General features: G+C 60.5%; 11 protein-coding genes. 8 read left to right on the forward strand and 3 right to left on the reverse strand.

Annotated features, from left to right (window positions below; translation table 11 throughout):
- Window positions 1–1,266 (reverse strand): Hint domain-containing protein, encoded by a 1,266-nt coding sequence (locus tag Q1A63_RS05905; RefSeq protein ID WP_299631029.1) that lies wholly within the window; start codon window positions 1,264–1,266, stop codon window positions 1–3.
- 543 nt (window positions 1,267–1,809) lie between these two features.
- Entirely contained in the window at window positions 1,810–2,046 is a 237-nt protein-coding gene (locus Q1A63_RS05910) for a DUF1127 domain-containing protein (protein ID WP_298969997.1), read from the reverse strand.
- A 224-nt stretch (window positions 2,047–2,270) separates the two neighbouring features.
- Here Q1A63_RS05910 and Q1A63_RS05915 point away from each other — a divergent pair, with 224 nt between their 5' ends.
- A complete protein-coding gene (locus tag Q1A63_RS05915) occupies window positions 2,271–3,344 on the forward strand; it encodes an Mrp/NBP35 family ATP-binding protein (RefSeq protein WP_298969996.1) in 1,074 nt (357 codons plus the stop codon).
- Window positions 3,345–3,358: 14 nt separating this feature from the next.
- Here the strand turns inward: Q1A63_RS05915 and Q1A63_RS05920 are convergent, their stop codons facing one another.
- Window positions 3,359–4,129, reverse strand: a complete 771-nt coding sequence (locus tag Q1A63_RS05920; RefSeq protein WP_298969995.1) for a hypothetical protein — start codon at window positions 4,127–4,129, stop codon at window positions 3,359–3,361.
- A gap of 739 nt (window positions 4,130–4,868) precedes the next feature.
- Here Q1A63_RS05920 and mraZ point away from each other — a divergent pair.
- From mraZ to mraY, 7 genes are read left to right on the forward strand one after another with little or no spacing between them, the layout of a single operon-like run.
- Window positions 4,869–5,372, forward strand: coding sequence for a division/cell wall cluster transcriptional repressor MraZ (gene mraZ, locus Q1A63_RS05925; RefSeq protein WP_298969994.1), 504 nt, complete (start codon window positions 4,869–4,871; stop codon window positions 5,370–5,372).
- Between the two features lie 3 nt (window positions 5,373–5,375).
- On the forward strand, window positions 5,376–6,365 hold the full coding sequence (rsmH, locus tag Q1A63_RS05930) for a 16S rRNA (cytosine(1402)-N(4))-methyltransferase RsmH (protein WP_298969993.1): 990 nt from the start codon (window positions 5,376–5,378) through the stop codon (window positions 6,363–6,365).
- Between the two features lie 2 nt (window positions 6,366–6,367).
- Window positions 6,368–6,730 (forward strand): cell division protein FtsL, encoded by a 363-nt coding sequence (locus tag Q1A63_RS05935; protein WP_298969992.1) that lies wholly within the window; start codon window positions 6,368–6,370, stop codon window positions 6,728–6,730.
- The gene (locus Q1A63_RS05940) at window positions 6,727–8,508 is read left to right on the forward strand and encodes a penicillin-binding protein 2 (RefSeq protein ID WP_298969991.1); all 1,782 of its coding nucleotides are present in this window, start codon (window positions 6,727–6,729) and stop codon (window positions 8,506–8,508) included. The genes Q1A63_RS05935 and Q1A63_RS05940 overlap by 4 nt, the downstream gene beginning before the upstream one ends.
- 17 nt (window positions 8,509–8,525) lie before the next feature.
- Window positions 8,526–10,007, forward strand: coding sequence for a UDP-N-acetylmuramoyl-L-alanyl-D-glutamate--2,6-diaminopimelate ligase (locus Q1A63_RS05945; protein ID WP_299631030.1), 1,482 nt, complete (start codon window positions 8,526–8,528; stop codon window positions 10,005–10,007).
- The gene (murF, locus tag Q1A63_RS05950) at window positions 10,004–11,440 is read left to right on the forward strand and encodes a UDP-N-acetylmuramoyl-tripeptide--D-alanyl-D-alanine ligase (protein WP_298969989.1); all 1,437 of its coding nucleotides are present in this window, start codon (window positions 10,004–10,006) and stop codon (window positions 11,438–11,440) included. The genes Q1A63_RS05945 and murF overlap by 4 nt, the downstream gene beginning before the upstream one ends.
- A gap of 3 nt (window positions 11,441–11,443) precedes the next feature.
- Window positions 11,444–12,526, forward strand: coding sequence for a phospho-N-acetylmuramoyl-pentapeptide-transferase (mraY, locus tag Q1A63_RS05955; protein ID WP_299631031.1), 1,083 nt, complete (start codon window positions 11,444–11,446; stop codon window positions 12,524–12,526).
- Window positions 12,527–12,585 lie beyond the last annotated feature (59 nt).

Consider the following 12,585-nt stretch of genomic DNA (forward strand, 5'->3'; position numbering starts at 1 on the left):
TTAGCCGACCTTGCTGCGCAACAGTGCTGCGGCTTCATAGCTTTTCACAAAGGGCCGGGCGGCGCGCAGCGGCCCGCGATGACCCTTGGCAATCTCAGGGAAGATGTCGACCAATTCGTCATAGCTGGCCTGATCCGTCTGCAAAATATGATCTCCGGCGAAGAAGCTTTCCAGTTGTGCGCCCTGAGAGAAGACGATCTCATGTCGGTCGAACATCATGTGATAATAGGTAACGGTCTCGCAAGGCGCTGCAAAAACCTGATCTCCGTCGCACAAATGCTTGGCGGCGCAGAGGACCTCGGGCGCCTGAAACATCAACTCACATTTCCAACCCGATAAAAGGACGCGGTGCTGCGGCGAAAGGCTGATCTTCTGCGCATTTCCGATGCTGCCGGGCATGAATGTAATGGGCGCGAGATGGCCTTTGCCGACCACTGCCCGCCTGCCGATCCAGCGGATGGGGCGCGGCCCGTGATCCAGCGTCTCAACCAGATCCCCAACGCTCATGTCTTCCACCGCGACGTCCCCCTGTGGCGTGGCAAGCGGGGTGCCTTCGGTGAAACAGGCAACCGTCACATTCGTGATGTTAAGGTAGGTAAAACTATTGCCGTTCGGCAGATTTACGGTTCCGCCTGTGGCGGAAAACGGATTAACGGTGGAGCCCTGCGGTACAATCAGGCTGTCATCGCCGGTGCCCCCCTGCACGAACCCGGTATTCAGGCCCGCGAAAATCGTGTCGTCGCCGCTGCCGCCTTCGAGGTTGCCGCCGCCGTCCTCCGCAAAAAGCGTATCATCGCCGCTGCCCCCGCGCAGGATGTTGTTGTTGCCGCCACCGCCGCGCAGGATGTCGTCGCCGCGCCCGCCGTCCATGTTGTTGTTGCCACTGCCGCCCTGCAGCACATCATCACCGCGCCCGCCGCGTATGGTACCGCCGAGGGTGCCGTCGTCCGTGAAGGTATCGTCGCCCCCGCCACCGCGATACCCGCGCGCGTTCAATCCAACAGATCCGCTGACGTCGTTGTCGGCGTCGTTTCCGCGGAACTCGACGAATTCGCTGAAAGACCCGCCTGCCAGGTCGGTATCGGTATAGGTGGTGGTGACGCCGCTGTTGGTGTCGGTGAAGGTGATCGAATTGCCCGTCAGCGTGATCTGGAACCGGTCGCTGAGGCTGCGGGCGTCGATGGTGCTGTCGGGGCCGATGTCCAGTGACGCCCAAAAGGACGCATCCGTGATATCCGAATTCGTCAATCTGATGAAAACTGGCATGTCGCACCAACCCGTTTTTCGCGCCACATCCCCAGGCATCTGCCCGGATGATTTGCGGAATTATCCTCACACCCCTCACACAATCCTATCAGGAACAGGGGTTAAGTCACTCAGATCGCGACAATTTGAGCAGTTTTCAGCCCAAGGCGGCACCGCACTCTGTGGCGCCGACCGAGGGGACGATGGGGGTTTTAAGAAAGAAAAGGCGGCGCCCGGGAGGAGGGCGCCGCCTTCTTTGTCCGCTTCGGAGATCAGGGAGGAGGATTGTCCCCGAAGCGTATGACACCAAGCCGGTTGGCTTGAAGATTAGGGACAGCGGCATCCGGGAGGAGGATGAATGCCGCTGCCAAGTTACAGACATCCCAGGGAGGAGGAGAGGAATGCCTGATCTGGTAACCTGCCCGCGGCGACGCTGTGTCGAAGAGGGCCGGCGCGCATCTGAGCGCTTTTGTTCATGGCGGCGGCATCCGGGAGGAGGATGAATGCCGCCGCTGTGTTACAGATGTCCAAAGGGAGGATAGGAGCATCTGATCCGGTTCAGGCTTAGACGCCTGTTTGTTTCTGAGCTGTTTCCCAGGCCAGGCCGCGCAGCATCGAGCGGGACAGGCCGAGGTCGGCCAGTTCGCGATCGCCCAGTTCCGCCAATTCGGCATATGTCTGGCTATAGATGCGGTACCGTGCGTAGCGTGCGGCTGCCGAGTGCAGCAGGTTTGCGGTTGCGGCCAGGATCCGTTCGATCACACTGGCAGAAGCTGTGTTTGTATGTGTGTAATAGGCCATTGTTTTCGCCTCGAGTTTCGTTCGTGTTCGTTCTTGTGTCCTATATTTAGGAATATGCTGCGGGTGCACAATGCCTAGATTTTCAATGCTGCTATGCAGCAAATGCATGGGCGACCTAGCGTAAATTTATGCGTATCGCTATAGGGTTAAGCAGTTTGAACGCTTACATTATGTTAGCGGCAACAGGCGCTTAAGAACGCAGCGCTAATGAGGAGAAAATGAGCATGTCTGTAACGAAAGCCGAAATCGAAGCGGCTCTGAGCCGTGTTGCGCTGCCAGACGGCAAAAGCCTCCTTGAGCATGATTTGATTCGTGCCTTGACCATCGACGGCGGCGCCGTGCGCTTTGTGATCGAGGCGCCGAGCCCGGAGGTTGCGCGCCAGATGGCCCCGCTGCGGGATGCTGCAGAGAAGGTCGTTGCAGAGCTGCCCGGCGTCGATACCGCCTCCGTTGCGCTGACCGCCCACGGTCCGGCGGAAAAGAAGTCGCCGCCCCCCAGCCTCAAGATCGGTGGGCATCCAAAACCGCAGGCAGGGCCGACGAAACCCAGCGGTGTCAAACGCATTCTGGCCATCGGCTCGGGCAAGGGCGGGGTGGGCAAATCCACCGTTTCGTCAAACCTGGCCGTGGCGCTGGCGCGGGCGGGTCGTAAGGTCGGGCTGCTGGATGCCGATATATATGGTCCCAGCCAGCCGCGGATGATGGGGGTGAACAAGCGCCCGGCCTCGCCGGATGGCAAGACCATCATTCCGTTACACGCGCATGGCGTCACACTCATGTCCATCGGCTTCATGCTCGAAGAGGGGAAGGCCGTGGTCTGGCGTGGCCCGATGCTGATGGGCGCGTTGCAGCAGATGCTGGGGCAGGTGGAATGGGGAGAGCTCGACGTTTTGCTCGTCGATCTGCCGCCTGGTACCGGGGATGTGCAGCTGACACTATGTACCAAGAGCGAGCTGACCGGCGCCATCGTCGTGAGCACCCCGCAGGATGTGGCCCTTATAGATGCGCGCAAGGCGCTTGATATGTTCGACACGTTGAAAACGCCGGTGTTGGGGCTGATCGAGAACATGTCGATGTTTGTCTGCCCCGACTGTGGGTCCGAACATCAGATATTTGGGCAGGGCGGCGTGGCCGCCGAGGCTGAGAAACTTGGCGTGCCCCTGCTGGGGGCGCTGCCGATTGATCTGGAAACGCGGTTGGCGGGCGACCGAGGTACCCCCATCGCCGTGGGTGATGGCGCGATGGCGCAGGCCTATGCGCAGATCGCGCAGGGCCTGATCAAAGGCGGGATGGCGTAAAGCCGGTTGCCGTTTCAGTCGAGTGACCGGCCCTGTAGCAGGTATCCATAGAGTGTGCTGAGCACGCTGATGTAGATCAGCGACTGCACCATGATTTGCAGAATGACAAAGAGACCTAGATACGCGGGCATAGCTGTCGCCAGGCCTGTTGCGAGCTGCTCGACCACAACATTCAGCACGCCGAGCAACACGGCCGTCCACAGAATGTCACGCGACACAGCCTTGGTCGCCTGCCAGCTTTCGGAATAGCGCAACCGCTGCCCGGTGGCCGCGGCTGGCAGGATCAGGCTGACCCGCAGCAGAACCCAGGACAGGAACATAGCAAAGGCCAGGCTGAGAGCGATGGAGGCAAGGGTAATGATGCTCGCACTTGTCGCCGCCAAAATGGCCAGAACGAAGCCAAGCACAAAGCCACCGGGCAGGGCAGCGAGAAACGAAATCACCCCGACGACCAATGCACCCTTGAAGTACTGACCGAAGATGGCCGCCGTCGGACGCATGATATGGTCCCGGTCCTCCCCTTGCAGCAGCGCATATCGATGCCAGAGAATGGCAAAGGTCATCCACCCCAGGATACCGAGCAGGAGCGCGCCGCCAAACAGCGGGAAATTGATCGCGGCAGGAGCATCCAGCAGATCGTTTCCCAAACCGCCCAGGCTGTTGAAAAGCAGATATGTGGCATAGCCGCTCACGATCATGCCCGGCGCAATGACCTTCAGGGTTTGGGTTGGGGCTGCAAGAATGAGCCGGAAGGATCTGCTGAGGATATTGATGGGGAGGCTCATGGGGCGGTCTCATTGGATTTCTATTGCGTTATCTCTCTACTACGCGCCCACAGCCGTGCGCGCAGCATCAAGTTGATGCTTTCGGACGAGATCAGCATGGGAATTGATGGGACGTGTTGAATGGGTCACAGGGATGACTCGCTGGTCCGCGCCGGAAACGAATCAAAAATGGCGGATTTCCTGAAGGAATCTGCGAATTCCCAGCTCGGCGTGGTAGAACATAAAGTAAACAAAGGGCCCGTAATTGGTGCTCGGCTAATTTATTTGGGAAATCGAGGGAAAATTTTTGCTTTCTGGTCGGGTCTATATGTTGTGTTTCATCTGTCCACGGACGCTATTTGTTCCTCTTGGTCGTGAAATATACAACTATATATTGTTTTTCGTTAACCTCAAAAGCAAGATTTAGGGATTTGGTAACTAAAAATCCCTTGCCGTACCATGATTTCCCGCGTTATACCTTTCTACATCAGATGAGAACGAGCCAGGGGCACCAAACGACCCCACGCAAATCAAAAACTCTAGCAGGTTTCATACAGGCACCTCGCTTTCATCCGACCAAGAGATCCGGCGCGCGAGCGAGCAGACATCCCCCCAGGTGGCGCGCGCAGCTGGACTTCCCCGCAGGAGCGGGACGAGGGCGGCGGGTTGATCAGTGGCAGCAGATCAACCCGCCGTTTCCATTTCACGGCAGGGGGATAGGCGTCAATCTTAAAGTGGCGTCGAAGGTTGGGATAAGGCAGTGGGCCGCAGGTTCAGAGGCGAAAGCCATCACAAGGTCGACACAAAGGGGCGGGTCTCTATCCCAGCCTCTTTTCGGCGTGTGATCGAGGCTGCTGATCCGAACTGGACCTCCGGCGATGCCCCTGAATTGGTGATTGTCTATGGCGATCACCGCCGCAGTTACCTGGAATGCTATACCGTTGAGGCCATCAACGAGGTCGATGACAAGATCGACGCGCTGCCGCGCGGATCGATGGAGCGCAAAATGCTGCAGCGCCTCTTTCACGGTCAGTCCTTTCCGACGTCCGTGGATGAGACCGGGCGGCTGGTGCTGCCCGCCAAGCTGCGCCAGAAAATCGGGCTTGATAAGGAAGCGTTCTTCATTGCGGCTGGCGATACTTTCCAGATCTGGCAGCCCGAGACCTATGAGGCGGAAGAGGCGGCCAAAACCGAAGCCTGGTTGGACGAGCTGCCGCAAGACTTCGATCCGCTGGCGTTTTTGGATGCCAAGCAAGGGGAGTGACACATGGCTGCTGCGGCCCCCTCTGACACGTCTGCCCCCCACATTCCGGTTCTGTTGCCCTCGATCCTAAAGGCCGTAGCCCCGGTCACGGGCGTTTGGCTTGACGGTACTTTTGGGGCGGGTGGCTACACGCGCGGCTTGCTTAAAGCCGGCGCGGATAAGGTCATCGCCGTGGATCGTGATCCGCTGGCCTTCGAGATGGCAGCCGACTGGTCGGGTCAATACGGCGCGCGGCTGGTGCAGCAGCAGGGTGTCTTTTCCAAGATGGACGAATATGCGACCGATCTGGACGGTGTTGTGCTCGATCTGGGCGTGTCCTCGATGCAACTGGATCTGGCGGAACGCGGATTTTCCTTCATGCGGGACGGTCCGCTGGACATGCGCATGAGCCAGGACGGCGTGTCGGCGGCAGACATTGTCAATGACGCTGCCGAAGAGACGCTTGCCAATATCCTGTTTCACTACGGTGAAGAGCGTGCCAGCCGCCGCATTGCCAAGGCGATTGTGCGGGAGCGCGCGCTGGATCCGATCAAAACGACATTACGTCTGGCGAGCATCATCGAAGGCTGCTTGCCGCGCGCCAAGCCGGGGCAATCGCATCCGGCAACGCGAAGCTTTCAGGCGCTGCGCATTGCGGTGAATAATGAGTATGGCGAGCTTTTTCAGGGGCTTATGGCAGCCGAACGGGCCTTGGCGCCCGGTGGAAAGCTCGCTGTGGTCACCTTTCACTCGGTGGAAGACCGTATGGTCAAACGCTTCCTGACCGCGCGGGCGGGTGCCGGCGGCAATGCCAACAGATACGCACCCCAGATCGAACAGGACCCACCAGCGTTCACGTTGAAGTCGCGCAAGGCCGTTGCCGCGGATGCTGCTGAGATTGCCGCCAACCCGCGTGCTCGTTCGGCGAAACTGCGGGTCGCCGAGCGCACCGATGCGCCAGCCCAGGAAATAGACGCGAAAACCATCGGGATGCCGATGGTCAAAGAGGTATAGTGATGCGGACGGTCCTTTACATTCTCACCACCCTTGGCGTGATTGGCCTCGCCTTCTGGGCCTACCGGGAAAACTACGCGACCCAGGCGGCGCTGAGCGAGACCAGAGATCTGCGTCAGGACATCCGCGAAGCGCATGAACGTTTGGCGGTGTTGCGTGCGGAGTGGGCCTATCTCAACCGTCCGGACCGTTTGCGCGATCTGGCCGAGATCAATTTTGACCGGTTGGGCCTGCTGGAACTGCGCCCGGAACAATTCGGTTTTGTCGATCAGGTGGCCTACCCGCCCGATCCGATTTTGCCCATCACAAATCCGGTAGATGTATCCAACCTCGGGGACGCATCGAATGAAGAGGCCCGCCCATGATCCGCACACCGCTTCGCCCGCTCGCGCGTATTCTGGAAGCCCGCGAAAAGGGGGAAAACCCCGACGCGATTGAACGCGAAAACATCCGCATCCGCCACGAGCAGATGCGCGACCAGGCCCGACAACGCGCCGAGGGCCGCCTGCTGGTGCTTGGGTTGTTCTTTGTCGTGGCGTTCAGCGTCATCGGCACGCGCATGGGGCTGCTGGCAACCGCAGAGCCGATGGAGCCGCAGGCCGAAGCGCCCGGCGCCCGCATCCATGCCAGCCGCGCGGATATTGTCGACCGCTACGGGCGTCTGCTGGCCACCAATTTTGAGACGCATTCACTTTACGCACAGCCACCGCAGATGATCGACCCGGCGCATTCTGCGCGGGAGCTGGCCCGCGTGTTTCCGAACCTTGATGCCGATGAATTGCTGGAGGATTTTACCAGCAAACGCAAATTCATCTGGATCAAGCGCAAGATCAGCCCGGAGCAAATGCAGGCGGTGCATGAAATCGGCGATCCGGGGTTGCTCTTTGGGTCCCGCGACATGCGCCTCTATCCCAATGGGCGTCTTGCGGCCCATGTCATGGGCGGCGCAAGCTACGGTCGGGAAGGCGTGCATGCCGCTGAAGTCATCGGCGTGGCGGGGGTGGAGAAGTATTTCGACGACTACCTGCGTGATCCGGCAAATGGCAATAAGCCCCTGCAGTTGTCGCTGGACCTGACGGTTCAGGCCGCCGCGGAGCGCGTGCTCTATGGCGGCATGAAGCTGATGAACGCCAAGGGGGCGACCTCGATCCTGATGGATGTCCATACCGGGGAAGTGGTCAGCGTGGTTTCGCTGCCGAATTTTGACCCCAACAACCGCCCGCGTCCCGCGACCCAGGGTGATGCCTCCGACAGCCCGCTTTTCAATCGCTCGGTGCAGGGCGTTTACGAGCTTGGTTCTACCTTCAAGATCTTCACCGTGGCACAAGCGATGGATCTGGGGCTGGTCAACCCCTCCACGGTGATCGACACCAAGGGGCCGTTGCGTTGGGGGAAATTCCGCATCCGGGATTTTCGCAACTATGGCAATGAGCTGACCGTCTCCAAGATCATCGAGAAAAGTTCCAACATTGGCACGGCACGACTGGCACAGCAGATCGGTGTGGCGCGTCAACGTGCGTTCCTGGGCGAGCTTGGCATGCTGGAGGCCACGGATTTCGAGATCGTGGAGGCCGCAACAGGCAAACCGCTTCTGCCCAAAAACTGGTCCGAGCTGAGCACCATGACCATCTCTTATGGCCATGGGTTGTCGACCTCACCGATGCATCTCGCGGCGGGCTACGCCGCCATCGCCAATGGCGGGTTGAAAGTGAAGCCCACGCTGCTCAAGCAGGATGGCCCGCAATCCGGCGCGCGCGTTTTCTCGGAAAGAACATCCGCAGAGGCGCGCAAGATGCTGCGCCGCGTCGTCACCGAAGGTACCGCCAGCTTTGGTGATGTAGCGGGCTATGCTGTGGGCGGCAAAACCGGTACGGCTGACAAACCGCGCCGTCAGGGTGGTTATTATGATGACAAGGTGATCGCGACATTTGCCTCGATTTTCCCGGCACATGACCCGCGCTACGTATTGATTGTGACGCTGGACGAGCCGGTGGATACCATCGGTGACGAGCCGCGCCGGACCGCCGGATGGACCGCCGTGCCCGTGGCGGCGGAGATGATCAAACGCGTGGCCCCCTTGCTGGGCCTCAGACCAACCGTTGAACCTGTGGAATTGACAGATATAAAGCTCACCAAGAATTAAGCCGAAAAGGCTCGGGCATGAGCGCTGACATAAAATCACTTTCCTCACTGGGACTGACGGCCAAGGCCGGGCGGAACCCGACGATCACCGGTCTTGCCGTGGACAGCCGGGATGTGGAGGAGGGGTTCCTCTTTGCCGCCATGCCGGGGGTCAAGATGCACGGCGGGGAGTTCATCCAATACGCCTTGCGGATGGGTGCTGCGGCGATCCTGACCGATGCGACGGGTGCGGAGATTGCCCGCGATGTGCTGGCCGAAAGCGATGCCGCCATTGTCGTGACGACCGAGCCCCGTGAAGCACTGGCCCGCACTGCCTCGCTGTGGTTCGGGCGCCAGCCCCCGGTGGTTGTCGCCGTGACGGGGACCAATGGCAAAACCTCTGTCAGCACCTTCGTGCGGCAGATCTGGACGATGCTGGGGCATCAGGCGATCAACCTCGGCACGACCGGCGTTGAAGGATCCTGGACTGCGCCGCTGATGCACACCACGCCGGAGCCGATCACCCTGCACCGGGCGCTTGCTCAGGCTGCAGATCATGGCGTGACCCATGCGGCGATGGAGGCCTCCAGCCACGGATTGGATCAGCGGCGTCTGGATGGCGTGACGCTCAAGGCGGCAGGGTTCACCAATTTCAGCCAGGATCATCTGGATTATCACGAAAGCTTCGAGGCCTATTTCGATGCCAAGGCGGGGCTCTTTGCGCGGGTCCTGCCGGAAGACGCCAAGGCCGTGATCAACATCGAGGAAGAGCGCGGGGTCGATATGGCCGCCATAGCCAATGCCCGCGGGTGCCCGGTGGTCTCGGTCGGGCGCGATATCGGTGATTTCCATCTGGGGAATGTTCAGGTCGATGCGACAGGTCAGACCGTGCAGTTTTTCCATTTGAGCAAATCCTACGTGCGTCGCCTGAACCTGATCGGTGATTTTCAGGCGGAAAACGTGATGCTGGCGGCAGCACTTGTGGTGGCCTGCGGTGAAAAGCCGAACCATGTATTTGATACCTTTGAAGACCTCAAGACGGTGCGGGGCCGGATGCAATTGGCGGCAAAACGTGAGAACGGGGCAACCGTTTTTGTGGACTATGCCCATACGCCGGATGCGGTGGCCACCGCTTTGCGCGCACTGCGGCCGCATGTGGTGGGACGGCTCATCGCCATTGTTGGCGCAGGTGGGGATCGTGATGCCACCAAACGCCCGCTGATGGGACAGGCTGCGGCTGACAACGCGGATCTGGTGATTGTGACCGATGACAACCCGCGCTCCGAAGACCCCGCATCGATCCGCGCGTCGGTTCTGCTGGGGGCGCCTGAGGCGCAAGAAGTGGGGGACCGGGCCGAAGCCATCCTGCGCGGTGTCGACGCGTTGGGACCGGGAGATGCCCTGTTGGTTGCAGGCAAGGGCCATGAGACCGGCCAGATCGTTGGCGATGATATCTTGCCCTTTGACGATGTGGAGCAGGCGAGCGTTGCCGTTGCCGCGCTTGATGGGAGGATGGCATGACCCTCTGGACGGCGCAGGAAGCCGCGGCTGCCACGGGCGGCACGGTCACGGGCGATTGGTCCGCCACGGGCGTGTCCATTGACACGCGCACGCTGCAGCCGGGCAATCTCTTCGTAGCCCTGAAGGATCAGCGCGATGGGCATGAGTTTGTCGCGCAGGCGCTGGAAAAAGGGGCGGCCGCGGCGCTGGTGGACCATGTTCCAGGCGGCGTGCCCGACACGGCACCCTTGCTGATGGTTGACGACGTTCTGGCCGGGCTGGAAGCCCTGGGTGCCGCCGCACGCGCCCGCATGACCGGCAAGGTCGCGGCGGTCACCGGTAGCGTCGGCAAGACATCCACCAAGGAAATGCTGCTCGAAATGCTCTCTGCTCAGGGGCGCACCCACGCCTCCGTGGCCAGCTACAACAACCACTGGGGCGTGCCGCTGACCCTCGCGCGGATGCCCCGCGAGACCGAATTTGCCGTCATCGAGATCGGCATGAACCACCCTGGTGAAATCGCCCCGCTTGCCAAAATGGCCCGCCCGCATGTGGCGCTGGTCACCACGGTCGCCGCCGCGCATCTGGAGGCCTTTGACGACATCAGCGGCATTGCGGTGGAAAAGGCCTCGATCTTCGAGGGTGTGGAACCGGGCGGCGTGGCGGTTCTGAATGCGGATGTCGAAACTTCTGCGATTCTGATGGCCAAGGCGCTGGATTGCAAACTCCGCGACATCAGTTTTGGTGCGGAAGGCTATGATTTCAAACTTATTCGCGCTGATCTGCGCGATGACATGACCGTGGTGCAGGCGCAGATGGGCGAGGCGCCGCTGCTCTATAAAATCGCCTCACCGGGGCGCCATTTTGCGATGAATGCGCTGGGGGCGCTGGCGGTCGTGGCAGCGCTCAGGGTTGATATTGCACTGGCGGTCGGCGCTCTGGGGCGTTGGCGCCCCTATAAGGGGCGGGGGCAGCGGGAACGGATTTTCCTCGACGCGGTACACACGCGCCTCTCGCTTGACCTCATTGATGACAGCTATAACGCCAATCCGACCTCGATGGCTGCCGCACTGGAGGTTCTGGCCGCAGCGCCGGTGATGAATGACATTGGCCGCGTGTCCAAGGGTCGCCGCATCGCCTATCTGGGCGATATGAAGGAGCTGGGCTCGGACGAGATTGCCCTACACGCGGGCCTTGCCCATTTGCCCGCGACGCAGGAGATCGATGTGATCCACTGCATCGGGCCGCTGATGCGCGCGCTCTATGATCTCTTGCCGGATGCCCAACGCGGCGATTGGTTCGAAACCGCACAAGAGGCGCTGCCCCGCCTCAAACGTTCTCTTGATAGCGGTGACGTGGTGCTGGCCAAAGGGTCACTCAGCATGAAACTCGGCCTGATCGTTGACGCGATCCGCAAAATGGGACATGCCCCGCTGGACGTGGAAGAAGGATAACGAATGCTTTACTGGCTCACGCTGCTGTCGGACGGGGGGGATTTCTTCAACCTCTTTCGCTACATCACTTTCCGCGCGGGCGGGGCATTCCTGACGGCTCTGGTCTTCGGGTTCCTTTTTGGCAAACCGCTCATCGCGGTGCTGCGCAAACGCCAGGGCAAGGGTCAGCCGATCCGGGATGACGGCCCGGAAAGCCATTTTATCAAGGCCGGTACACCCACTATGGGTGGGTTGCTGATCGTCGGCGCACTGCTCACCTCGACACTGCTCTGGGCCCGGCTCGACAATCCCTTCATCTGGATCGTGCTCTTTGTCACCATGTCCTTCGCGGCCATCGGCTTCATGGATGACTATGCCAAAGTCTCCAAACAGACCACGGCGGGGGTGCCGGGCCGGGTGCGTCTGCTGCTGGGCTTTGTCATCGCCGCTGTCGCCGCCCATTGGGCCGCACAGCATCACCCGGAGGCGCTGCACAACCGGCTGGCGCTGCCTGTTTTCAAGGACACGCTGATCAACCTGGGCTATCTCTTTGTGCCCTTCGCGATCATCGTGATCGTGGGCGCTGCCAATGCGGTGAACCTCACCGATGGTCTCGATGGTCTGGCGATCATGCCGGTGATGATTGCCGCCGGAACGCTGGGCGTGATCGCCTATGCGGTGGGGCGGGTCGACTTTACCGAATATCTCGATGTGCATTACGTGCCGGGAACGGGTGAAATCCTGATCTTCACGGCGGGTATTTTCGGCGGTGGCCTTGGCTTTCTATGGTACAACGCGCCGCCCGCGGCGGTGTTCATGGGCGATACCGGAAGCCTTGCCCTGGGCGGGGCGCTGGGGGCGATTGCGGTTTCCACCAAACACGAGATCGTGCTGGCGATCGTCGGCGGGCTCTTCGTGGTCGAAGCGATGAGCGTGATCATCCAGGTGCTCTACTTCAAACGCACCGGCAAGCGGGTCTTCCTGATGGCGCCGATCCACCATCACTATGAGAAAAAGGGCTGGGCGGAGAGCACCATCGTCATTCGCTTCTGGATCATCTCGCTGATCCTAGCGATGATTGGGCTGGCGACGCTGAAGGTGCGGTGACACGTCTCCTTTGGGCGGCGCTCAGACAAATCCGGCGCTGATCGCCGCGTGCAAATGTG

Source organism: uncultured Roseobacter sp. (assembly GCF_947499265.1).
GTDB lineage: Bacteria > Pseudomonadota > Alphaproteobacteria > Rhodobacterales > Rhodobacteraceae > Roseobacter.